This is a genomic window from Mesorhizobium sp. M1066 (assembly GCF_040318635.1).
Classification (GTDB): Bacteria; Pseudomonadota; Alphaproteobacteria; order Rhizobiales; family Rhizobiaceae; genus Mesorhizobium.
The window spans coordinates 62918-84661 of record NZ_JAMYMR010000016.1; the positions used below are offsets into that span (position 1 = coordinate 62918).

A 21744-nucleotide genomic window follows, 5' to 3' on the forward strand; every position below is an offset into this window, starting at 1 on the left:
CGGGCTGGGTAGGATGGATCGTCTTGGCTTCCTGACGGGACGGGCCGCCCGCGCGGTTCTCATCCTGTTTGGGGTTATCGTGCTCAACTTCGTGCTGCTGCGCCTCGCACCGGGAGATGCGGCATCCCTCCTGGCCGGGGATCAGGGCGCGGCCGACCCGGCCTTTGTCGCGGAACTGCGCCACGATCTCGGGCTTGATCGCTCCGTGCCCGAGCAATTGTGGATCTACACCAAGTCGCTGGCGCGTCTCGACTTCGGCCAATCCTACCGCGACCAGCGTCCTGTTATCGATATCATCGCGGAAAGGCTGCCGGCCACACTGCTTCTGACATTGACCGCCTTTGGCTTTGCGTTGGGGACCGGCATTGCGCTCGGGTCTATCGCCGCCCGGCACGCCGGCAGTCTGCTCGACACCGTGCTGACCGGCATTTCGGTGATGTTCTTTGCCATGCCGCTGTTCTGGACCGGCCTGATGGCGATCCTGCTGTTTTCGGTCTGGCTGAACTGGCTGCCGTCCTACGGCATGCAGACGGTAGGCGAGGGCGGGTCGGATCTCTCGCTTATCGGGGATGTCGCCGTTCATCTCATTCTTCCGGCTCTGACGCTCGGCCTGTTCTACATGGCCATCTACATGCGCGTGACGCGCGCCTCGGTGCTCGACGTGCTCGATCGCGATTTTGTCCGTACCGCCAGGGCCAAGGGCCTGAAACCGGGATTGATCTGGCGCCAGCATGTGCTGAGGAACGCGCTGCTGCCGATCATCACCTTCGCCTCCTTGCAGGCCGGACAACTGATCGGCGGGTCGATCCTGATCGAGACGGTGTTCGCCTGGCCGGGCGTCGGGCGTCTCGCCTTCGATGCCCTCATGCAGCGGGACTACAACCTCTTGCTGGCGATCTTCTTCATCACCTCGACAATCGTGGTCGTCATCAACCTGGCCGCGGATTTTCTCTACGTTGCCGCCGATCCGCGCATCGAAATGGGAGCTTGAGGCGATGGCCTTGCCGCGAACCCCGTTCCTCAGGCATCCGGGCGCCGTCGCCGGCGCGCTGATCCTGATCGCGATCCTCCTGATGGCGATCTTCGCCGGTATCCTCTTTCCGGGCGATCCCTGGCGCATGGTTGCGCGCCCGAACCTGCCGCCCTTCAGCCCGGGTCATCTGTTCGGCACCGACATGCTCGGCCGTGATCTTGCGGCCGGCATCGCCCACGGGGCGCAGGTCACGCTGCTGATCGCTCTGGCGGTGACGCTGCTCGCCGTCGCCTTCGGCACGGCGATAGGTGCTGTCGCCGGCTATTTCGGCGGCTGGGTCGACGACGTCGCCATGCGGTTCACCGAGTTCTTCCAGACCATCCCGAGCTTCCTGCTGACGGTCGTCATCGTTGCGATCGTCGCGCCTTCGCTGGCTTCGATCATCCTGGCCATCGCAATCGTCAGCTGGCCGCAGATCGCCCGGCTGGTCCGGGCCGAGGTGCTGAGCCTCGTCAACCAGGACTTCGTGCGGGCGGCACGGGTTGGCGGGCTGTCGACTGCCCGGATCATCTGGGGGCACATCCTTCCCAACGTGCTGTCGCCGGTGATCGTTGCCGCTTCGTTGATGACGGCGACCGTCATCCTGATCGAATCGGGCATCAGCTTCCTTGGTCTGGGCAATCGCGAGTTCGTCTCCTGGGGCTATCTGCTCGGCACCGGCAGGACCGCCTTTCGCGTCAACTGGTGGCTGTCGACCATTCCGGGCCTGGCGATCTTCCTCACCGTTCTTTCCCTGAACCTCGTCGGCGACGGCCTGAACCATTGGCTCAACCCTCGCAACAGCAATCGCGGTGGGCGCGCATGACGGCTCTGGTCGAGATCGCGGGTCTCTCCATCGCCTTGCCGGAGCACGCCGATCGAGCATTGGCCGTCGAAGACGTGTCGTTGCGTATCGATCGTGGCGAAGTGCTCTGCCTGGTCGGCGAATCCGGGTCCGGCAAATCGGTATTGGCCGCGGCCATTGCCGGCCTGTTGCCTGCCAAGCAGCTCCGGATCGCCGCCGGTACGATCCGTTTCGATGGCCGCGACATTGCCGGGATCAGCGAGGCTTCGTTCCGCCTGCTGCGCGGCAAGCGCATTGGCTTCATCTTCCAGGAACCGATGAGTGCGCTCAATCCGGTGCTGACCATCGGCCGCCAGATCGAGGAAGCGCTCGCCGCGCATGATGGCGGCGACCGCAAGGCGCGCACCGCTCGCGTGCTGGAACTGGCGCGGGCAACCAGGCTTCCGGATCCCGAGACGATCATTCACCGCTACCCGCACCAGCTCTCGGGCGGACAGCGGCAACGGGTGATGATCGCCATGGCGATCGCCAACGATCCGGACCTGCTGATCGCCGATGAACCCACCACCGCGCTCGACGTCACGACGCAAGCGGAAATCCTGCGGCTGATCCTCGAAATCCGCGAAAGGCTAGGCCTCGCCGTTCTGTTCATCACCCATGATATCGGCGTGGTCGCCGATATCGCCGATCGCGTCATGGTGATGAAGGAGGGCCGGGTGATTGAGAGCGGCAGAGCAGACGACGTCCTCGAAGCGCCATCGCAGCCCTACACACGCCGCCTGATCGAAGCCGTTCCGGTTCTTCATACCAGTGCAATTCAAAGACGGGACGCAGGGGATCCGTTTCTCGTTGTCCGCGGGCTGAGCAAGACCTATCGTGATCGCCGCGCCCCTTGGCGGCGGCAGGCCTCCGCCACCAGGGCGCTGGACGGTGTCAATTTGACGATTGGGCGCGGCGAGACGGTTGCCCTCGTCGGTGAATCCGGTTCGGGCAAGACGACGCTCGGCCAATGCGTCGTCGGACTGGCCGACTGGGATGAAGGCAGCCTGAACTTCGACGGTGGCGATCTCGCCGGCACGACACGGGAGCGCACTTTACGTCCGCGTATCCAGATGGTGTTTCAGGATCCGTTCGCCTCCCTCAATCCGCGCCATCGCGTCCGCCGCATCCTTACCGAAGCCGCCATAGTCAACGGCCTTTCACGCGAGAGGGCGGAGGAGAGCATGTCCCGCCTCCTTGTCCGCGTCGGACTTGACCCCGGTGCGGCCGATCGTTTCCCGCATGCCTTTTCAGGCGGCCAAAGGCAGCGTATTGGCCTGGCGCGAGCACTCATGCTTGAGCCCGACCTGCTCGTCGCCGACGAACCGGTCTCGGCCCTGGATGTCTCGATACAGGCGCAGATTCTCGACCTTCTGGCGGAAATCAAACGCGATCTTGGCCTGTCGATGCTGTTCATCACGCACGATCTTCGTGTCGCCTCGGCGATCGCCGACCGCATCGTCGTCATGCAGAGCGGCAAGATCGTCGAGGACGGTCCCGCCGAACAGGTTTTGACACGTCCCGGATCCGACTATGCGCGTGCGTTGCTGGCGGCGGTCCCAGGCCTGTCCTGGGAGCGGAGCCGCAGCCAGATCGACCGGGCCGCCGCGGAATAGAGGCGTGATACCGGTCGCAGGGCAAAATCTACCAATCTTGTAGAATTAACAAAAACGCGCTGTCCGTCTTGCCCGAGCGATACTGGAATTTCCCCACCTGCCACCGAAAGGGATGGCGTTTTCTTTGTTTCCATCGCCTGCGGTGCGACGCTTCGATCACCAAACAAGAGGTCGAAATGAGCAGTTCTGCTGGCAAACAAACGATTCCGGTGCTGGATTTTTCCCGCTATGAAGCCGATCCGGCATCTCGCAAAGAATTCATCGAGGGACTGCGGCGCGCTGCACGCGATGTTGGCTTTTTTTACCTGACCGGACATGGCATCGCACAATCGCTGATTGACGATGTGCTTGGCGCGTCACGACGTTTCTTTGCCTTGCCGGACAAGGACAAGCTCCAGATAGAGATGGTCAACTCGCCGCATTTCCGCGGCTATAACCGGATTGGACAGGAACTGACGAAAGGCCAGAGGGACTGGCGCGAGCAGGTCGACATCGGCTCGGAGGCACCGGCGCTGCCGCGCAATGCCTCGCTGCCGGCCTGGACGCGCCTGCAGGGACCAAACCAATGGCCGACCGCCTTGCCCGAGCTGAAGCCGCTTCTGCTGGAGTGGCAGGATCGCCTCACCGATCTTTCGACGCGCCTGCTGAAAGCCTTTGCCGTTGTCCTGGAGCAGGATGAGGGTGCTTTCGAAGCCATTTATGCCGGCACGCCGAACCACCTCATCAAGATCATCCGCTATCCCGGCCGTGACGCGACCGAAAGCGAGCAAGGCGTCGGTGCGCACAAGGACAGCGGCTTCCTGACGCTCCTGCTGCAGGAAAGGCAGAAGGGGCTGCAGGTCGAAAGCGCCGATGGCGATTGGATCGACGCCGAGCCGCGCGCCGGCACCTTTGTCGTCAACATCGGCGAACTGCTGGAAATGGCGACCGATGGCTACCTGAAGGCCACCGTGCACCGGGTCGTAACGCCGCCAGCCGGCACCGACCGGCTGTCGGTCGCCTTCTTCCTCGGCGCTCCGTTCGATGCCGAGATTCCGCTCCTGGATCTGGCGCCGCACCTGAAGGCGCAGGCGAACGGGGTCACCCGCGATCCGCAGAATCCGCTCTACCGCAATTCCGGGCAAAACGCGCTGAAGAGCCGGTTGCGCTCGCATCCCGACGTCGCGCGGCGCCATCACGCCGATCTGCTGGCCGCCCAGGCACGCGCCGAAGCTGTCCCGGTCGCTTGACCGCCACAACCATCAGGAAGGAACGATAAATGACCCTGGAAAATCTTTCTCCCGAGACCCTTGCCCTTCACGGCGGCTCCTGGCGCGCCGATCCCGCCACCGGCGCCGTTGCCGTACCTATTTACCAGACCACGTCTTACCAGTTCCAGGACACCGGCCATGCCGACCGGCTGTTCGCCCTCGATGAGATCGGCCATATCTACACGCGCGTCTCGAACCCGACGCAGGATGCGCTGGAGACCCGCATCGCGGCGCTGGAAGGGGGTGCTGCTGCCCTTCTTGTGTCCTCCGGCCAGGCGGCCTCAGCCTATTCGGTGCTGAACCTTGCCGGCGCCGGCGACAACATCGTCTCCGCCACCGATCTCTATGGCGGCACCTGGGCCCTTTTTGCCGCGACCCTGAAGCACCTGGGCGTGGAAGTACGGTTCGTCGATCCGTCCGACCCTGAGAATTTCCGCCGTGCCACCGATGCGCGGACACGCGCCTACTATGCGGAATCGCTGCCCAATCCGAAGCTGCAAGTCTTCCCGATCAAAGAGGTCGCCGACATCGGTCGGTCGCTCGGCGTGCCGTTGATTATCGACAACACAGCCGCACCACTGATCATCAGGCCGTTCGACCATGGCGCGGCGGTCGTGATCTATTCGGCGACGAAATACATTGGCGGCCACGGAACCTCGATCGGCGGCATCGTCATCGATGGCGGCAACTTCCCATGGGAAGACCATGCCGAACGCTTCCCGACGCTGAACCAGCCCGATCCAAGCTATCACGGCAAGGTTTGGGTTGAGGCGGCCAAAGCGCTTGGACCGGTGGCGTATGTACTGCGCATCCGCACCGTGCTTCTGCGCGACGTCGGTGCCGCGATCAGCCCGTTCAATGCCTTCCAGCTGCTGCAGGGCCTGGAGACGCTGCCCTTGCGCATCCGTCAACACAATGAGAACGCCATCAAAGTGGCGGAGTTTCTGCGCGGTCATCCAAAGGTAAGCAACGTCATCTTCCCACGCTACCAAAGCGGCGAGAGCAAGCGCCGGGCCGACGCCTATTTCCGTCAGGGCAGCTACGGCGCGTTGGTCGGGTTCGAACTCAAGGATGGCCGCGAGGCTGGACGTTCCTTCATCAACGGGTTGAAGCTGCTCTATCACGTCGCCAACATCGGCGATGCGCGCTCGCTGGCTATCCATCCATCGACCACGACCCACTCGCAGCTTTCGCCGGAAGAGCAGCTCGCGACCGGCGTGACGCCCGGCTATGTCAGGCTTTCCGTCGGCATCGAGCATCCCGACGACATCATTCGCGATCTTGAACAGGCGCTCGATCAGGCCGTCGGCGATCGCGAATTGAAGGCCGCCTGAGGCATTTCTGCTGACGAACAAATCGTCGGCTCCACATCGATCCGGTCACAGGAGGGTACAATGACTTCCAGCAGGAAAATCGGGGCAACATCGAAGATCTCGCGGCGCGGCGTGTTGCGCGCCGCCGGCACACTCGGTGTTGGCGCCGCGGCTGTGGCCCTGCTCGCCAGGCCGACCAGCTACGCCATAGCCGGCAATGCGACCAAGGTGCGGTTATCATGGACCGAGTTCGCGGCCTGCCATTCGCCGATCGCCTTCGCCCTTTCGAAGGGCATCTATGCCAGGCATGATCTCGACATCGAACTCTACTATCAAGGTGCCAGCGGCCAGACGCTGATCCAGTCGATCGCCACCAACAAGACGGATGCCGGCGCCGGCTTGCTCTATGACTGGGTCAAGCCGCTGGAGCAGGGGCTGGACGTCAAGCTGTTCGTCGGCTCACATGGCGGCTGTACAAGGCTGCTGGCGTCCAAGGCCTCCGGCGTCACCACGCTCGAAGGTCTGAAGGGCAAGACCATCGTCTCCTACGACGTCGCCAGCCCGCCAAAGCACTCCTTCCAGGTTGCGCTGGCCAAGGCAGGCCTCGATCCCGAAAATGATGTGAACTGGCTCAACGTGCCGTTCGATCTGGTCGGCGAAACGGTTGGTAAGGGTCAGGCCGATGCGCTGGCGCATCTCGATCCGTGGGCCTATTCCCACAAGAAGAAGTTCGACCTTGTGGAAGTCGCCAACACGCAAACCGGCTCGTTCGAAGGTGCAGTCTGCTGTGTGCTTGGCGTCAATTCGGCTTTCCTGGATGCCAACAAGGATGCCATCCGGCGGTTGGCCGAGGCCGACATCGAGATCCACGAATATGCCGCGGCGCATCCAGATGAGGTGGCAAAGTGGTTCGTCGACAATCTCAACCCGGGCTTCCCCTTTGAAGATATCCGCGACGAGATTGCGTCATGGGTGTTGCACAACCATCCGGTCGGCAAGGACCTGCAGGATCAGGTGAAGCATGCGGCCGCTGATCTGTCGCTGATCAAGGTGCTCGATCCCACCACCGACCCGGCGGAACTCGCGCAGCGGGTGACGGTCGACATTCTGGCCTGACGGTTGCGGTGATGAGCGCAGCGATCGACGAGGACGCAGGCGAAAAGAGTGTTTCTTCCGCTTCTGCCGGGCCCGTGTGGAAGCACGGGCTCTATGCCGCCTCGGCTTGGCTGCTCGCTGCCGTTGTCACGATTGCCTTCCCCGATGTCGTTCCGTGGGGTAGCCGCGATGTCTTCGTCGCCCTGCTGGTCGCCGGAGCGATGATCCTGGCCGGTCTTGCATTCAGCGTCGAAAAGCTTGGCGGATTTGGCCGCGGGCTGATGCACTACGGTCCATGGCTGATTGTGCTGGGCCTTTGGTTCGCGGTCTGGGAGTTGATCACCGCCAAGCTCGGCTGGATGCCGAAACCATTCTTCACGCCGCCGCACGGCCTCCTGCATGTCTATATCGTCGACTGGCAACGCATCCTCATCTGCATCGCTTACACCGCGCGGCTGTGGACCATCGGCTTCTTCAGCGGCATCATTGTCGGCTTCATCGGCGGCGTGGCGCTAGGCTGGTCCAAAAACTTCGCCTATTGGGGCATGCCGGTGCTGAAGCTGATCGGCCCCGTGCCGGCGAGCGCCTGGATCCCGGCAACCTTCTTCCTGTTCCCGACGACGTTCCAGGCCAGCCTGTTCCTGGTCGCGCTTGCATCCGGCATACCGGTCGCGATCCTGACCGCGTCGGGCGTCAACTCGGTCAACCGCTCCTTCTACGACGTGGCGCGTACGCTTGGCGCCAGCAGCCGCTATCTGGTTCTTCGCGTGGCGATACCGGCCGCTCTGCCGCATGTCTTCGTCGGGCTGTTCATGGGGCTGTATTATTCCTTTGCCGTGCTGGTGGTCGCCGAAATGCTCGGCGCGAAATACGGTCTGGGCTGGTATCTGCAGTTCCAGACGGCCTATTCGGCCTACGCCAACGTCTACGCGATGCTGATCGTCATGGCATTGCTCTGCTCGGGTCTGGTCAAGCTGCTGTTCGTCGCGCGCGACCGGCTGCTCGGTTGGCAGAAGGGTGTCGTACAATGGTAGCCTTCGGCACCACTCGCGTCGCGGTCGATAACTCTGCCGGTCTTTCCGTCGACTTTCACGGCGTCTCGCATCAGTACGATCTGGATGGGCAACCCTTGCCGGTGCTGCGCCAGATCGACCTGGCCGTGGCGCCAGGCGAGTTCGTGGCGCTGCTCGGTCCGTCCGGCTGCGGCAAGTCGACCCTGCTGCGGCTGGCGGCAGGGCTGGAACGGCCAAGCAGCGGTGAGGTGCTGGCAAACGGGACAATCGTCACCAGACCGGATCCGTCGCGCGTCCTGGTATTTCAGGACCCGACGCTGTTTCCGTGGCGGACCGTTCGCGACAATGTCGCCATCGGGCCTGAAGCGCGCGGCGTTCTGGCCGGCAGTCAGAAGCGGATCGATGGTGCGCTTCGCCTGGTCAAGCTCGAGGCTTTCGCCTCCGCCTTTCCGCACCAGCTGTCCGGCGGCATGGCGCAACGCGCCGCGCTGGCGCGTGCCCTGATCAACGACCCGCGCCTGCTGTTGCTCGATGAGCCGCTGGGCCGGCTGGACTCACTCACCCGGCTGACCATGCAGGAGGAGCTTTTGGCGCTCTGGCGGCAGGCCGGATACACGGTCATTCTGGTCACCCACGATGTCGAAGAGGCGCTGCTGTTGTCCGGGCGCGTCATCGTGCTGACCGAGCGCCCGGCATGCATCAAGGCCGAGGTCGCGGTCGATCTGCCCTACCCCCGTCGGCGTGACGATCCGCGCATCGTAGCCCAACGCCAGCACATCCTCGAGATTCTCGGGTTCTCGGCATGACCGAAAATACGTCGGCATCGGTCAGAAAACTGTTTTCGCCGCGCTGGCTGGAAGCGGCGGGAATTGTCCTGACGCTCATTGCTCTCGTCTGGTGGGCGATCGTCTACGCACAGGTCATGTGGAACACCGGATTTCCAATCGAGCGCACCCTGCCATGTCTGCTGCAGACGTCTGACCGCTGCTCGCTAGCCATGTCGTTGTGCAAGACTTGGCATTTCCTCGGCATCCGGCGCTATTCGCCCGAACTGTTGTGGGCCGGAGCGATCATTTCCAGCTTCGCGCTTCTGTGGGGGAGCTTCATGCAAGATCCAAAGCAGAAAAAAGAAGGAACCTGACCATGCCCAGAATTGTGCCGGTGCTCGATCTGAGCCGTCTCGAACAAGGTGCCTCCGAATATCGTACCTTTCTCCTGGACCTGCGCACGGCGGCGCGAGACGTTGGCTTCTTCTACCTCAGCGGCCACGGAATTTCCGCCTCGGAGATCGACGACGTGCTCGATGCCTCGCGCCGGTTCTTCGCGCTGCCGGAGGCCGACAAGCTGGCGATCGAAATGGTCAAATCCCAGCAGTTCCGCGGCTACACCCGCGCCGGCGGCGAACTGACCAGGGGCGCGGCCGATTGGCGTGAGCAACTCGATTTAGGCGTCGAGCGCCAGCCCATAGCGCAGGGACCTGGAATTGCACCATGGACAAGGTTGCAAGGACCCAACCAATGGCCGTCGGCATTGCCGGAACTCAAGCCGGCACTGCTTGCATGGCAGGCCAATGCGACCGCGGTGGCGATTCGGCTGTTGAAAGCCTTCGCACTATCGCTCGATCAGCCCGAGGACGCTTTCGACGCGATCTACCGGGACTCGCCCAACCATCGCATGAAGATCGTGCGTTATCCCGGCCGTGACGCGACAGAAGGCGACCAGGGCGTCGGCGCGCACAAGGATGGCGGTTTCCTGACACTGCTGCTGCAGGACGACAACAAGGGGCTGCAGGTCGAATATGACGGAAGCTGGGTGAATGTGGATCCGCTGGCGGGAACGCTGGTCGTCAACATCGGCGAACTGCTCGAACTGGCATCGAATGGATATCTGCGGGCCACCGTGCACCGCGTCGTGACGCCGCCTGCCGGCGTCGAGCGGATTTCCGTCCCGTTCTTCTTCAGCGCGCGGCTCGATGCGACCATCCCGCTTCTCGGCCTTTCCGAGGAACTGGCGGCGCAGGCGCGCGGTCCGGCAAGCGATCCCGACAACCCATTGTTCCGCGATGTCGGCACCAATGTGCTCAAAAGCCGGCTGCGTTCCCATCCCGACGTGGCGCGCCGCCACTATGCCGATATTCTTGAGATCGGAACGGCGGGTTCGTAACGGTCGCGTAGCACGAATTTTTGCCGTTTGGGATGTTTTTGGAATGCCATTTGTCGCAAAGGCTTGGAAATAAGCTCAAAAAGGTAAAATCGTTCGGCGGTTTCCTCCCATTTCGCCGAACGGTGTTCCCCTCTGAAGGTTTTGACCTTCTTTTTGGCCGGGCCGTATTCGAGCCCGGCCATTTTTTGCCGCGCGATCTCCATCTTCAGCGGTGCGAACACATCCTTCGCATAAGCAATCCATTCGGGAACAGCGCGGTTCGCATTCGCCGCCAATGTGCATTTTCGAAGCAATCTGCTTTCCGGACAGGCAAAAAAATGGATTGCCGTTCCTTAGTATACAAAAATTATAGAGTTAACTTCGGGGCAGTCGAACAGAGCGGGGGACGTTCCGCGATCGGCTGACAACAATGAACCTCAGGAGTTGACTGACATGACGATTGCAATGCGGCTTGGCGCCGGTTGGAGGACGGCACTGGCGACGACGCTGGTGGTGGCGGCGGGATTGTTTTCGACCGCGACCTATGCAGGCCCGACGCTCGACAAGATCAAGGAGCGCGGCTCCATCAAGGTCGGCGTCGGCACGACACCCGGTTTCTTCTCGCCGGACAGCAACGGTCGCTGGCAAGGCTTCTTCGCCGACTATGGACGCGCCTTGGCGATCACTGTCTTTGGCGACCCGGACAAGGTGGAGTTCACCAACTCTTCGCCGCAGCAGCGCCTGCCGGCGCTCCAGGCCGGCGAGTTCGACATTCTGCTGTCGGGCGTGACGGTAACGATCACGCGTGCCTTCCAGCTCGGCTTCCATTTCGGTCCGACGGTTTTCTACGACGGCCAGGGCATCCTTGTGCGCAAGGACCTCGGCGTCACCAAGGCTGCCGACCTGGACGGTGCCACGATCGGCGTTCAGAGCGGTACGACCGGCGAGTTGAACATCGCCGATTTCTTCCGCAAGACCGGCAAGAAGTTCACACCGGTGACGATCGAGGATACCGGCGAATTCATCAACGCGCTGGAGACAGGGCGCGTCGACGCCATCACGCAGGACTCGTCCGATCTCGTTGGCAAGCGCACCCAGCTGAAGAAGCCCGATGACTACATTATCCTGCCCGAGCGGCTGTCGAAGGAGCCGCTCGCACCGGCAATCGCCGGTGGCGACGACCGCTGGCTCGAAATCGTCAACTGGACGGTCAACGCAACCATCCAGGCCGAGGAATGGGGCATCACCAGCAAGAATGTCGACGAGTTCCTGAAATCGCCGGATCCGGCCATCCAGCGCTTTCTCGGCGTCGACCCGTCGCTCGCCCAGGCGATCGGCCTCGATCCGAAGTGGGCCTATAATATCGTCAAGACCGTCGGCAATTACGGCGAAATCTATGACCGGAACCTGAAACCGCTCGGTTGGGAGCGCGGCTACAACAGCCTGTGGACCAACGGTGGTCTGCTGTACTCACCGCCGTTCCGCTGAGACCCTTCAGCCAATGTCATTGACGGACGAAACCGTGCCGGGTCCAGACGGACCCGGCATGTTACGCAAGTTGTCCAGGTGGTGGGGCGACTGGCCGCTGACCCAGATCGCGGTGATCGCGGCTGTCATCGCCCTGTTCTGGCTGCTCGGCCACAACACCGCCGCGACCATGGCGCGTATCGGCATCACGCCGGGGTTCGACTTCCTCGGCAGGCCGGCGAATTTCGAGATCGGCGAGGCGCCGATCGCCTTCAGGGCGGGCGACCCCTATGCGCGCGCGATCCTGGCCGGTCTTCTGAACACGCTGACGGTGGCAGCGCTTGGATGTCTGCTCGCCACGATCCTCGGCGTTGCTCTCGGTGTTGCCGGCCTCTCAGGCAATCTGTTGCTGGCCGCGCTCGTGCGCTGGTATGTCGAGATCGTCCGCAACACGCCGCTTCTGCTTCAGCTGTTCTTCTGGATTTCGCTGGCAAAATCGTTTCCCTCGCCACGCCAGGCGCTCTCGGTCTTCGGCAGTTTCTTCCTCACCAACCGGGGCGTGTTCGTTCCTGGGCTCGCCTTTCATAGTGTGTCGGCGCCGACGCTCTGGCTGCTTGTCGGCCTCGCCTTGGCCTATATGGCTTTCCTTTGGAGGGCGCGGCGCGAGGGCAGCTTGCCTGCCAGGCGGCTGGGCATCGCAACCGCGGGGCTGCTGGCTGGCGTTGTGCTGACCTTTCCTCTAACCGGAGCCGGTGCGAGCTGGGAGATACCGGCGCTGGCTGGCTTCAACATTCGCGGCGGCTACAATCTGACGCCGGAATTCACGGCACTGTTGACGGGCCTGGTGGTCAAGTTTTCGGCGGCAATCGCCGAGATCGTGCGAGCCGGCATCCAGTCGGTCGACCGTGGCCAATGGGAAGCGTCCCGGGCGCTTGGCCTGCACAGCGGCCAGATCATGCGGCTCGTCGTGCTGCCGCAGGCCTTGCGCGTCATCACGCCGCTGACAACGTCCAGCTACCTGGACCTGACCAAGGATTCCAGCCTTGCGGTTGCCATCGGCTACCCTGATCTCGTCAGCATCATCAACACCACCGCCAACACGACCGGGCAGTCGCTGGAAGCGCTGACACTGCTGATAGGCATCTATCTGGCGATCAACCTGTCCGTATCGGCCGCCATGAACCACTACAACCGGCGTGTCGCTCTCAGAGGAATTGCGAGGACATGAGCATCTCCGACGCTGTTTACCTACGACCGTGGCGATCGTCGGCAACGCTGCGGACGTTGAAGATCGGGCTTTTCGGCACCCCGCTCAATTCAGTCATCACCCTGGTTACGGTGGCGTTGCTGGGCTGGATCGTACCGCCACTGCTGCGCTGGGGCGTATTCGACGCGACATGGACCGGAACCTCAGCCGACTGTGCACTCGCCAACGGCGCATGCTGGGCGTTCGTGGGGGCGAAATTCCGCTTCATCCTGTTCGCCTTCTATCCGCCGGCGCTGCAATGGCGCCCGCTCGTCGTCATGGTGCTGCTGCTGGGGCTCCTCGTCATCACCGCTCAGCCGCGATTTTGGCGCAAGGGATTGCTCGTCGCCTGGCCTGTCGTCGTCGTCGCCAGCTGGATCTTGATGTCCGGCACGCTGGTGCCTCCCGCCGTCCCATCGAACCAGTGGGGCGGGCTGGCCGTGACGCTGTTCGTATGGTCGGTCTGCTTTGGACTGGCGACGCCGCTGGCGATCCTGCTTGCCCTGGCGCGGCGTTCCGGCATGGGCGGGCTGCGCACGCTTGCGATCGCCTTTATCGAACTTATGCGTGGCACGCCGATGGTGGCCATCCTCTATGTGGCGATGCTCATCCTGCCAATGGCCATCCCGAATGGCCAGCTGATCGACAAGAATGTCCGGGCGATGATCATGATCACGCTGTTCTGGTCGGCCTATGTCGCCGAAGTCGTTCGCGCCGGCCTCCAGGCGATCCCGGCGGGCCAGCACGAAGCCGCGACCGCACTTGGCCTCGGCTATTGGCGCACGATGCAGCTCGTTGTCCTGCCGCAGGCGCTGCGTCTGGTCATTCCCGGCATGGTCAATCTGGCGATCGGCTTCCTGCTGGCGACATCGCTGCTTGCCGTCATCGGCATTTTCGACCTGCTCAATGCGGCCCGATCCTCGGCGGCCGATCCGCAGTGGCTCGGCTACTACGACGAGGCCTATCTGTTCGCTGCGCTGATCTATTTCGTGCTGTGCTTCGGCGGCTCACGCTACAGCCTCTGGCTGGAGACATATCTGCGCCGGTCGCAGCGACACTGAGCCCATAAAGCTCGCCGGCGGAGCGCTGTGCCATTTTGCGCTGGCGGCGGGGAAGCGAATGCTGCGGAAGCGCGTGGCGGGGGAACGCAATACCTTCCCCGTGCCTTGATGGAGGTCGATCCTCGTCGAGATTTGTTCAATCTCCAACGTCCGAGATATCCGCCACATGACACGAAAACAATTGCGCCTCGGCGCCTTCATGCGCCCCGTTAGTCTGCACACCGGCGCCTGGCGTTACCCGGGCGCCTATCCCGATGCCAATTTCAATTTCGCGCATCTGAAACGCTTCGCCCAGACGCTGGAGGCGGCGAAATTCGACGCGTTCTTCATGGCCGACCATCTGGCCGTTCTCAACATGCCGATCGAGGCGCTGCGGCGCAGCCACACTGTCACGTCGTTCGAGCCGTTCACGCTGCTGTCGGCGCTGGCCGCCGTCACCGACCATATCGGGCTGGTCGCTACCGCATCGACGACGTTCGACGCGCCCTATCATGTTGCCCGCCGCTTCGCCTCGCTGGACCATATCAGCGGCGGACGCGCCGGCTGGAACATCGTCACCACGTCCAACCCTGACGCGGCGCTGAACTTCGGCCTCGACGAGCATGTCGAGCATGACGAGCGTTACCGGCGGGCGCGGGAATTCTATGATGTCGTCACCGGCCTGTGGGACAGCTTCGCCGACGATGCCTTCATCCGCGACGCCGAAAGCGGGTTCTATTTCGACCCGGCCAGGCTGCATGTGCTCGACCATAAGGGCGAACATCTCTCGGTGCGTGGGCCGCTCAACATTGCCCGGCCAATCCAGGGCTGGCCGGTCGTCGTCCAGGCCGGTGCGTCGGAGGCAGGACGCCAGCTGGCGGCGGAGACAGCGGAGGTCATTTTCGCCGCCCATGCCGATCTCGCGGCGGGGCAGCGCTTCTTCGCCGATGTCAAAGGCCGTGCGGAGAGGCTTGGCCGATCGCGTGACGATATCAAGATCCTGCCCGGCGCCTTTGTCGTTGTCGGCGACAGCGTCGAGGACGCGCAGGCCAGGCGGGCGAAGCTCGACAGCCTCGTCTATTACGAGAGCGGCATCGCCTCGCTGTCGATCGCGATCGGACATGATGCGTCCGGTTTTGATCCCGACGCGCCCTTGCCGGAGATTCCCGAAACCAATGCCAGCAAGAGCGGCCGCGAGCGCGTCATCGAGCTGGCGCGCCAGGAGAACCTGACCGTCAGGCAGCTTGCGCAAAGGCTGGGCGGCTATTCCGGCCTTGCTTTTGTCGGCACGCCTGAAACAATCGCCGACGAAATGGAGGAATGGCTGGTTGCCGAGGGCTCCGACGGGTTCAACATCATGTTTCCCTACCTGCCGGCAGGGCTCGATGATTTTGCCGAGAAAGTGGTGCCGGAATTGCAACGGCGAGGCATCTTCAGGCGGCAATATGAGGGGTCGACACTGCGCGAGAATCTCGGCCTGAAGCGGCCGCCCAACCGGTTTTTCGAGTAGAACATCCTTCGCGGAGAGGTCTCCATGTCAATCCAGTCCAACACCCGCATCGTGCTCGCGGCGCGACCGCAAGGCCGGCCGAAGCCGGATCATTTCCGCATCGAGACGGTCGACCTTGACCAGCCGGGAGAGGGTGAATTGCTGCTGCAGATCCTTTATCTGTCGCTCGATCCCTATATGCGCGGGCGCATGAACGCCACGAAATCCTATGCCAAGCCGGTCGATGTCGACGGCGTGATGGAAGGCGGTACCGTTGCGCGCGTCGTTAGGTCCCGCCACGCCGACTTCGCTGAAGGCGACATCGTCCTGTCCCACTCCGGATGGCAGAGTTTCGCCCTGTCCGACGGTGTCGGGCTGCGCAAGCTCGATCCCGCGGCGGCGCCCATCACGACCGCACTGGGTGTGTTCGGAATGCCGGGCTTCACGGCCTATGCCGGTCTGCTCACCATCGGACAGCCGAAGCCTGGGGAAACGGTCGTCGTGGCGGCCGCCAGCGGTGCGGTCGGGTCGGCCGTCGGCCAGATCGCGCGCATCAAGGGAGCGCGTGCCGTCGGCATTGCCGGCGGTGCCGAAAAGTGCGCCTTCGTGCGAGACGAGCTGGGCTTTGACGCGGTCGTCGATCACCGGGCCGACGATTTTGCCGAGCAGTTGAAGGCAGCTTGCCCCGGCGGCATCGACATCTATTTCGAGAATGTCGGCGGTCCTGTCTGGGACGCGGTGTTTCCGCTGCTGAACGAGTTTGCGCGTGTGCCGGTCTGCGGGCTGATCGCGCAGTACAACGTCATCGCGGATGCCGGCACCGACCGGTTGCCGACATTGATGCAGCAAGTGCTGCACCGCAGCCTGACGATCAGAGGTTTCATCCAGCGCGAATTTGTCGACCAGCGCCCGGCCTTCTACCGCGAGATGGCCGACTGGATAGCATCCGGCCGGGTTCGATACAGGGAAGATATCGTGGATGGCATCGAAAATGCGCCACAGGCCTTTCTTGGCCTTCTCGAAGGCAGGAATTTCGGCAAGCTGATCGTGCGTATCGCGGAATAGTTGCTGCGTAACAATCAGTCGGGGCTGCCTCGAGCAATCTCAGGAAAAGTGTGAAACGCTTTTCCGTCCGGAATTGCGTAAAAACAAGGAGTTAGAGCGGGTCGCCGTTTCCGTGAAACGGTGAACTGCTCTAGGCAATTTCTGCCGCAGCCGTGGCTGCGCCTTTCTGTTCACCACATCATGAAGGAGGCGACGTCCGCGTCCGAGACCTCGCCGGCGTTGACGTCGGCGATCGCCTGGTCGACGATCGCCACGCCCTCCGCCACTTCGTCTTCCGTCAGCGTCAGCGGTGGCATGAACTCCAGCACATTGGCCTTCAACCCGACATAGGTGAAGGCTGCACCCAGCTCATAGCCGCGATAGATGATCTTGGCCGTGGTCGCCGCCGCAACCGGCTCACGTGTCGTGCGGTCCTTGACCAGGTCGACGCCGATGGCAAGGCCGCGCCCGCGCACATCACCGATGATCTCATGCCTGGCGGCAAGGGCTCGCAGCGCGTCGGAAAACAGCATGCCGATCCGCGCCGAGCGCTCGACCAGGCCGTCCGTCTCGATCGTCTTCAGCACCGCGTTGCCGGCCGATGTCGCCACCGGATTGCCGGCGGTTGTCTGCAGCGCGAAGGCCGGCGCATGGTCCATGATCTCCTTAGGGCCGATCACGGCCGACAACGGCAAGCCACCGCCGATGCCTTTGCCGAAGACGACGAGGTCCGGCGTCAGTCCTTCATGCTGGAAGCAGTGCATCATGCCGCTGCGAGCGAGCCCGACCTTGACCTCGTCGACGACAATCTTGATGTCGTGCCTGCGGCAACGCTCCTGCAATGCCTTGAGAAAGCCAGGCGGCGGCACGATCAGCCCGCCATCCGACATCAACGGCTCGATGAACACCGCCGCGACCTGATGCGGCGGGCAGGTGGTCTCGAACTGGTAGTCGAGCAGGGTAAACACGTCCTCGCTGCTGAAATTCGGGCGGTACGGATCGGGATAGGGCAGCAGAAGCACGCCCGGCCGGGGTAGCGTGTGGGTCATGGCGGTATGGCCGCTGATGCCCATCGAGCCGGAGAGATTTCCGTGATAGGAGCCGATGAACGAGATGAAGCGCGAACGGCCGGTGGCCGCCTGCAGCACGCGCACCGCGCAGTCGTTGGCATCCGACCCGGAATGGCCGAACCAGACGCGCCGTTCGCCTTCTCCGGGCGTAATCGCCAGCAGCCGCTCCGCCAGCGATACGGCGGGCTCGTTCGGGTAGAGCAGCAGGCTGGCGCCGGCCATGTTGCGGATCGACGTCTCGACCGCCTCGACGACAGCCGGATGGCCGTAGCCGAGCACCGCCGGACCGGCCGATCCCGATAGGTCGAGCAAGGAGCGGCCGCCTTCCTCGATCAGCCGGTTGCCCTGGCCGCCGACGACGCTGAGCGGCGAGAACCGCAGCTTGCCGATCTGAGCGATGGTCGCGGCATCACGTTCGCGCAGGCTGAGATTGCTCACGGCACTGCTTCCGTCTCGAGGGCCGGCAGTGCCGCCGCCAGGCGGTCGGCCCATTTCTCGATGCCGGACCGGGTCGACAGCAAATCCTGCCGGATCTCGACGAGGACGGCGGGGATACCGCGATCGTCGCCGTGGATGGGCACGGCGTAGTCGGCGTCGCGGCTGATCACATAGGGCACGTTGGCCGCGACATTGAGCGCCGCGTCGGTGCGCAGGCCCGAAAGGATCGCTTCGGCGAGATCTCTTGCTTGGTCGTGCAGCACGCCGGCATGCCAGGGCCTGCTGACACCGAGGAAGACCGGCGTGAAGGAATGGATCGTCACGATCCGCGTCTGCCGGCCTGCTTGCGCCCGTTGGTCGAGATACGCGGCCACCCGGGCATGAAACGGCGAAAACATGATCTCGGCGCGCCGGGCGCGTTCGGCTGCATCGATGCCGACATTGCCGGGAATGTCGGTGTCTTCCGACAGAACCGGAATGCTGCCTTGGCTATGAAGCGGTCGGTTGAGGTCGATCAGCAGCCGGGAATAGCCGCTGAGGAAGGCTGGTGCATCGAGCTTCGACGACAGCAGGCGGGTCACCTCGGCGGCGCCGATATCCCAGGCGATGTGGCGCTGCAGATGCATGGCATCGAGGCCGAGCTGCCGATACTCGGCCGGCATGAAGTTGGAGGCATGCTCGCACAACAGCACGATATCGGAACGGCCGTGCTCGTTGAGGACCTCGACGGCCTCCGGCCAATCTTTTCCGGTCTGTGCGGTCATCAATAGAGCGTCCGGTAGAGATCGCAGATGGAGGCCGGATCGAGACCGGCAAGACGCTCGGCTTCATGTCGTTTAAGGCCGAGGAAGGTTTCGATGAAGACAGGCGCGAACCACCCCATCACGGTGCCGTCCGCCAGCAGAGCGTCTAGCGCCGCCGGCAGGGTTTCGGGCAGGCGCACCAGACCGAGACTTGCGCGCTCCGCCTCGCTCATCAGTGTCGGGTCGCCGGTGACCAAAGGTGGCGACGGCAAGCCCGCCTTCAGCCCTTCCAGCCCGGCGCGGATGATCGCCGCCAGCGACAGATAGGGATTGCCGGTGGCGTCCGCCGCCCGGTACTCGATATTGTACTGCCGCGCCGGATCGCGCCCCCCCATCGTCACCGTCGGGCAGATGCGCAACGACGCCTCGCGGTCGCGGTCGGCAAGCCAGGTGTAGGACGAACTCCAACTGTGCGGCTTCAGCCGGTAGTAAGACGACACGCTCGACGCCGTCATGGCGGTCATCCCAGGCAGGTGACGCAGCACGCCGGCGCAGAAGGCGCCGGCTTTGGCGGAAAGGCCGCCGGGCTGCGCCGGGTCGTAAGTTGCCGGCTTGCCGGCCTCGTCGACGAAGCTGAAATGGATGTGGACGCCGTTGCCGACGGCAGTTGGCGCGGTTTTGGGCGCGAAGCTCGCACGCCAGCCGGCATTGCGCGCCAGTTCGCGCGTGATTTCGCGGATGGCGACGGCGCGGTCGGCTGCCGTCAGCGCGTCCGCCGGCTCGTGCGTCACCTCGAACTGTTCGTCGCCGAATTCGGCGATGACCACTTCGGGTGCGACGCCGGCCTCCTCGAGCGCCGCCATCAGGTTGGGCGCGAAGGGGTCCGTGCGGCGCAATGCGGCGAAAGACATCGAATGCGCCGGCGCGAAGCCGCCGTCGGCGACATTGAATTCATGCTCGAAGGCGGCGATGACCGACAGGCCGGTTGCGGCTTTCAAATCGGCCGACGCCTCTTTGAGCATCGTGCGGGTGCAGCCGAGCCATGGGCTGCCGTCGAGCTCGACGATGTCGCCGGCGACCATGTCGAACGGCGTCGCCGATCCGGTGCGTGTCGTGCGAAAGCGCGCCTTGAGATCGGGGATCAGCCGCAGGTCGCCCGACGAGCCCCAGGGGTTGGGATCGACGATCGAGTTGAACGGCGTCAGCGACAGATTGGCCTGCAGCCAGCCGACACCGGTCGTGGCGGTCTTCTGCAGCTTGCTTTCGGCAACGAAACGGCCCCGCGTGACGGCGGAGAGATCCGTGGTGACGACGGCAACCAGGGGCTCGACGGGCGATGTCATGCCGTTTTTCCCAAAGCGTTGAAGCGGTCGACGACCGTGTCGGTGTCGGCCACCCAGCAGTAGCCGCCGAAGGCCTTGAGCGCGATGTCGTGGCGTTCTTGGGTAATGGTGGCGCAGGCATCCGATACGCAAGTGACGAGATAGCCGCGGTCGGCGCCGTCGCGCACTGTCATGTCGACGCATTGATCGGTCAGCACGCCGACCACGACGAGATAGCGGATGCCGAGGTTCTTGAGGAGATAGTCGACATTGGTCGAATTGAAGATGCCCGACGACGTCTTCGGCAGCATGATCTCGTCGCCAACCGGCGCCAGCGATGCCACCGGCAGTCCCTCGGGGAGGCTGGGTGCAATATGGATCGGTGTCAGCTTGTGGTCGAGCGAGCGGTCGCGGCCGTCTTCGGTCAGGCTCTGGATGATGGTGTGCAGCACCTCGACGCCATTGGCCCGCGCCGCGGCCAGCAGGCGCTCCTGGTTGGGGATCGTCCGCGAGGATGTCTGCCGGTAGAAATAGTGATCGGGGCCACGCTCCGGATGCGACGGATCGGCGCCCGGCTCCAGCCAGATGCGCTGCATGTCGACGAGCAGCAGTGCCGTTTCGCCGGCACGGAAGGCTTCGTCTCGTTTGGGTAGGGCCTGGGTCATGCTTTGTCGTCCTGCTTTGCTGATTTGGGTCCCGGCGTCTTGCGGGGTCCGGGTATCTTGCGCGCGCCGTTCTCTTGCGGGTCGCTGTCGAGCGTCACGGCATTGGCATGTCGCACCCTTTCGAGCCGCTCGATGCGGGCGCGGGCCTCGTCGCCCAGCGTCGAAACGATATGGGCGACCAGCGCCTCCATCTGGGCGATCGCCGGCGCCAGCGTGTCGTAGGGCGAGGCGACTTCGAGCGGGCTGACGATGGTGACTTCGGCGAGATCTGATATCGGCGACAGCCATTGGTCGGTGAACAGGACGATGCGCACATTGAGCGCTGCCGCTTGGCTCGCATAGGCCATCACATCAAGCTGATAGCGGCGATAGTCGAACACGACGAGCACGTTGCGGCGGTCGAGGTCGGCGAGCGTGTCGAAGGTCTGCGGAGAAAGCACGCCGAGATCGCGAACCCCGGAGCGGAACTGCACGAGATAGCCGGCCAGCATGCCGGCGATGTGGCGGCTGAACCGGCCGCCTACCATGACAATCTCGCCCTTGACCTCCATCAGCAGGCGGGCCGCCCGTTCGTATGTCTGGATGGGTGTCGCGGCAGTGGCTTTCTGCAAGGCCGTGGTGACGCTATCGAGGTATGCCAGCACGGCGCTGTCGTTGGAACCGCTCTGTCGCTTGGCCTCCATCATCAGCAGCGGCGAGTGCAGTCTTGCCTCGACTTCGGCCAGAAGCTTCGCCTGGAAATCCGGAAACCCCTCATAGCCGAGCTTCATCACCAGCCGCACCACGGTCGGGTCGCTGACACCGGCGCGCCGCGCCAGCGACGAAGCGGTGCCGAGGCCGGAGGTCGGATATTCCGTCAACAGCAGCCGGACGATCTTCTCTTCCGACGGGGTCAGCGCAAGATCCCCGCGCATCAGAACATCGCGTATCGCCAT

At 63.5% G+C, this 21744-nt stretch carries 21 protein-coding genes; 15 read left to right on the top strand and 6 right to left on the bottom strand.

Annotation, left to right across the window (positions count from 1 at the left end; genetic code table 11):
* The first annotated feature begins 13 nt into the window (after positions 1-13).
* The 10 genes from NKH52_RS20265 to NKH52_RS20310 all read left to right on the top strand — a co-directional run bounded on the left by NKH52_RS20265 (position 14) and on the right by NKH52_RS20310 (position 10306).
* Complete coding sequence (locus NKH52_RS20265) at positions 14-991, top strand: ABC transporter permease (protein ID WP_352734192.1); 978 nt, start codon at positions 14-16, stop codon at positions 989-991.
* A gap of 4 nt (positions 992-995) precedes the next feature.
* The gene (locus tag NKH52_RS20270) at positions 996-1838 is read left to right on the top strand and encodes an ABC transporter permease (protein ID WP_023809081.1); all 843 of its coding nucleotides are present in this window, start codon (positions 996-998) and stop codon (positions 1836-1838) included.
* Positions 1835-3472 (top strand): dipeptide ABC transporter ATP-binding protein, encoded by a 1638-nt coding sequence (locus NKH52_RS20275; RefSeq protein ID WP_352734194.1) that lies wholly within the window; start codon positions 1835-1837, stop codon positions 3470-3472. Before NKH52_RS20270 ends, NKH52_RS20275 begins: the two co-directional genes overlap by 4 nt.
* A gap of 176 nt (positions 3473-3648) precedes the next feature.
* The gene (locus NKH52_RS20280) at positions 3649-4701 is read left to right on the top strand and encodes an isopenicillin N synthase family dioxygenase (RefSeq protein WP_352734196.1); all 1053 of its coding nucleotides are present in this window, start codon (positions 3649-3651) and stop codon (positions 4699-4701) included.
* A 29-nt stretch (positions 4702-4730) separates the two neighbouring features.
* A complete protein-coding gene (locus NKH52_RS20285) occupies positions 4731-6056 on the top strand; it encodes an O-acetylhomoserine aminocarboxypropyltransferase/cysteine synthase family protein (protein ID WP_352734198.1) in 1326 nt (441 codons plus the stop codon).
* A 60-nt stretch (positions 6057-6116) separates the two neighbouring features.
* Complete coding sequence (locus NKH52_RS20290) at positions 6117-7151, top strand: ABC transporter substrate-binding protein (RefSeq protein WP_352734200.1); 1035 nt, start codon at positions 6117-6119, stop codon at positions 7149-7151.
* Positions 7152-7162: 11 nt separating this feature from the next.
* Complete coding sequence (locus NKH52_RS20295) at positions 7163-8164, top strand: ABC transporter permease (RefSeq protein WP_352734202.1); 1002 nt, start codon at positions 7163-7165, stop codon at positions 8162-8164.
* Positions 8158-8949, top strand: coding sequence for an ABC transporter ATP-binding protein (locus NKH52_RS20300; RefSeq protein ID WP_352734204.1), 792 nt, complete (start codon positions 8158-8160; stop codon positions 8947-8949). The genes NKH52_RS20295 and NKH52_RS20300 overlap by 7 nt, the downstream gene beginning before the upstream one ends.
* A complete protein-coding gene (locus NKH52_RS20305; RefSeq protein WP_352734206.1) occupies positions 8946-9284 on the top strand; it encodes a hypothetical protein in 339 nt (112 codons plus the stop codon). The genes NKH52_RS20300 and NKH52_RS20305 overlap by 4 nt, the downstream gene beginning before the upstream one ends.
* A 2-nt stretch (positions 9285-9286) precedes the next feature.
* Positions 9287-10306 carry an isopenicillin N synthase family dioxygenase gene (locus NKH52_RS20310; protein WP_352734208.1) on the top strand — a complete coding sequence of 340 codons (1020 nt, stop codon included), beginning with the start codon at positions 9287-9289 and terminating at the stop codon, positions 10304-10306.
* On the opposite strand, the gene NKH52_RS20315 is transcribed toward NKH52_RS20310, so the two are convergent.
* On the bottom strand, positions 10267-10581 hold the full coding sequence (locus NKH52_RS20315) for a hypothetical protein (protein WP_352734210.1): 315 nt from the start codon (positions 10579-10581) through the stop codon (positions 10267-10269). The genes NKH52_RS20310 and NKH52_RS20315 overlap by 40 nt on opposite strands.
* Before the next feature lie 169 nt (positions 10582-10750).
* Between NKH52_RS20315 and NKH52_RS20320 the strand changes: the two genes are divergently transcribed.
* The 5 genes from NKH52_RS20320 (at position 10751) to curA (ending at position 16592) form a co-directional block, all read left to right on the top strand.
* Complete coding sequence (locus tag NKH52_RS20320; protein ID WP_127293017.1) at positions 10751-11773, top strand: amino acid ABC transporter substrate-binding protein; 1023 nt, start codon at positions 10751-10753, stop codon at positions 11771-11773.
* Positions 11774-11831: 58 nt separating this feature from the next.
* The gene (locus NKH52_RS20325) at positions 11832-12980 is read left to right on the top strand and encodes an amino acid ABC transporter permease (protein WP_352734212.1); all 1149 of its coding nucleotides are present in this window, start codon (positions 11832-11834) and stop codon (positions 12978-12980) included.
* Positions 12977-14059, top strand: coding sequence for an amino acid ABC transporter permease (locus NKH52_RS20330; protein ID WP_032908639.1), 1083 nt, complete (start codon positions 12977-12979; stop codon positions 14057-14059). The genes NKH52_RS20325 and NKH52_RS20330 overlap by 4 nt, the downstream gene beginning before the upstream one ends.
* Positions 14060-14225: 166 nt before the next feature.
* A complete protein-coding gene (locus NKH52_RS20335) occupies positions 14226-15548 on the top strand; it encodes an LLM class flavin-dependent oxidoreductase (RefSeq protein WP_352734214.1) in 1323 nt (440 codons plus the stop codon).
* A gap of 24 nt (positions 15549-15572) precedes the next feature.
* Positions 15573-16592, top strand: coding sequence for an NADPH-dependent curcumin/dihydrocurcumin reductase (gene curA / locus NKH52_RS20340; RefSeq protein WP_352734215.1), 1020 nt, complete (start codon positions 15573-15575; stop codon positions 16590-16592).
* A 170-nt stretch (positions 16593-16762) separates the two neighbouring features.
* Here the strand turns inward: curA and NKH52_RS20345 are convergent, their stop codons facing one another.
* From NKH52_RS20345 to NKH52_RS20365, 5 genes are read right to left on the bottom strand one after another with little or no spacing between them, the layout of a single operon-like run.
* Positions 16763-18079 (bottom strand): aspartate aminotransferase family protein, encoded by a 1317-nt coding sequence (locus NKH52_RS20345; protein WP_352734217.1) that lies wholly within the window; start codon positions 18077-18079, stop codon positions 16763-16765.
* On the bottom strand, positions 18076-18843 hold the full coding sequence (locus NKH52_RS20350; RefSeq protein ID WP_352734218.1) for an N-formylglutamate amidohydrolase: 768 nt from the start codon (positions 18841-18843) through the stop codon (positions 18076-18078). Before NKH52_RS20350 ends, NKH52_RS20345 begins: the two co-directional genes overlap by 4 nt.
* Positions 18843-20165 (bottom strand): type I glutamate--ammonia ligase, encoded by a 1323-nt coding sequence (locus tag NKH52_RS20355; RefSeq protein WP_352734220.1) that lies wholly within the window; start codon positions 20163-20165, stop codon positions 18843-18845. Before NKH52_RS20355 ends, NKH52_RS20350 begins: the two co-directional genes overlap by 1 nt.
* On the bottom strand, positions 20162-20809 hold the full coding sequence (locus NKH52_RS20360) for a cysteine hydrolase family protein (protein ID WP_352734222.1): 648 nt from the start codon (positions 20807-20809) through the stop codon (positions 20162-20164). Before NKH52_RS20360 ends, NKH52_RS20355 begins: the two co-directional genes overlap by 4 nt.
* Entirely contained in the window at positions 20806-21744 is a 939-nt protein-coding gene (locus NKH52_RS20365) for a MurR/RpiR family transcriptional regulator (RefSeq protein ID WP_352734224.1), read from the bottom strand. The genes NKH52_RS20360 and NKH52_RS20365 overlap by 4 nt, the downstream gene beginning before the upstream one ends.

Coding starts and splice junctions, on each gene's coding strand:
- NKH52_RS20285 (WP_352734198.1), top strand. CDS start 4,731: ATGACCCTGGAAAATCTTTCTCCCGAGACCCTTGCCCTTCACGGCGGC.
- NKH52_RS20310 (WP_352734208.1), top strand. CDS start 9,287: ATGCCCAGAATTGTGCCGGTGCTCGATCTGAGCCGTCTCGAACAAGGT.
- NKH52_RS20355 (WP_352734220.1), bottom strand. CDS start 20,165: ATGACATCGCCCGTCGAGCCCCTGGTTGCCGTCGTCACCACGGATCTC.
- NKH52_RS20335 (WP_352734214.1), top strand. CDS start 14,226: ATGACACGAAAACAATTGCGCCTCGGCGCCTTCATGCGCCCCGTTAGT.
- NKH52_RS20350 (WP_352734218.1), bottom strand. CDS start 18,843: ATGACCGCACAGACCGGAAAAGATTGGCCGGAGGCCGTCGAGGTCCTC.
- NKH52_RS20290 (WP_352734200.1), top strand. CDS start 6,117: ATGACTTCCAGCAGGAAAATCGGGGCAACATCGAAGATCTCGCGGCGC.
- NKH52_RS20300 (WP_352734204.1), top strand. CDS start 8,158: ATGGTAGCCTTCGGCACCACTCGCGTCGCGGTCGATAACTCTGCCGGT.
- NKH52_RS20305 (WP_352734206.1), top strand. CDS start 8,946: ATGACCGAAAATACGTCGGCATCGGTCAGAAAACTGTTTTCGCCGCGC.
- curA (WP_352734215.1), top strand. CDS start 15,573: ATGTCAATCCAGTCCAACACCCGCATCGTGCTCGCGGCGCGACCGCAA.
- NKH52_RS20275 (WP_352734194.1), top strand. CDS start 1,835: ATGACGGCTCTGGTCGAGATCGCGGGTCTCTCCATCGCCTTGCCGGAG.
- NKH52_RS20270 (WP_023809081.1), top strand. CDS start 996: ATGGCCTTGCCGCGAACCCCGTTCCTCAGGCATCCGGGCGCCGTCGCC.
- NKH52_RS20365 (WP_352734224.1), bottom strand. CDS start 21,744: ATGGCGATACGCGATGTTCTGATGCGCGGGGATCTTGCGCTGACCCCG.
- NKH52_RS20320 (WP_127293017.1), top strand. CDS start 10,751: ATGCGGCTTGGCGCCGGTTGGAGGACGGCACTGGCGACGACGCTGGTG.
- NKH52_RS20280 (WP_352734196.1), top strand. CDS start 3,649: ATGAGCAGTTCTGCTGGCAAACAAACGATTCCGGTGCTGGATTTTTCC.
- NKH52_RS20360 (WP_352734222.1), bottom strand. CDS start 20,809: ATGACCCAGGCCCTACCCAAACGAGACGAAGCCTTCCGTGCCGGCGAA.
- NKH52_RS20325 (WP_352734212.1), top strand. CDS start 11,832: ATGTTACGCAAGTTGTCCAGGTGGTGGGGCGACTGGCCGCTGACCCAG.
- NKH52_RS20295 (WP_352734202.1), top strand. CDS start 7,163: ATGAGCGCAGCGATCGACGAGGACGCAGGCGAAAAGAGTGTTTCTTCC.
- NKH52_RS20265 (WP_352734192.1), top strand. CDS start 14: ATGGATCGTCTTGGCTTCCTGACGGGACGGGCCGCCCGCGCGGTTCTC.
- NKH52_RS20330 (WP_032908639.1), top strand. CDS start 12,977: ATGAGCATCTCCGACGCTGTTTACCTACGACCGTGGCGATCGTCGGCA.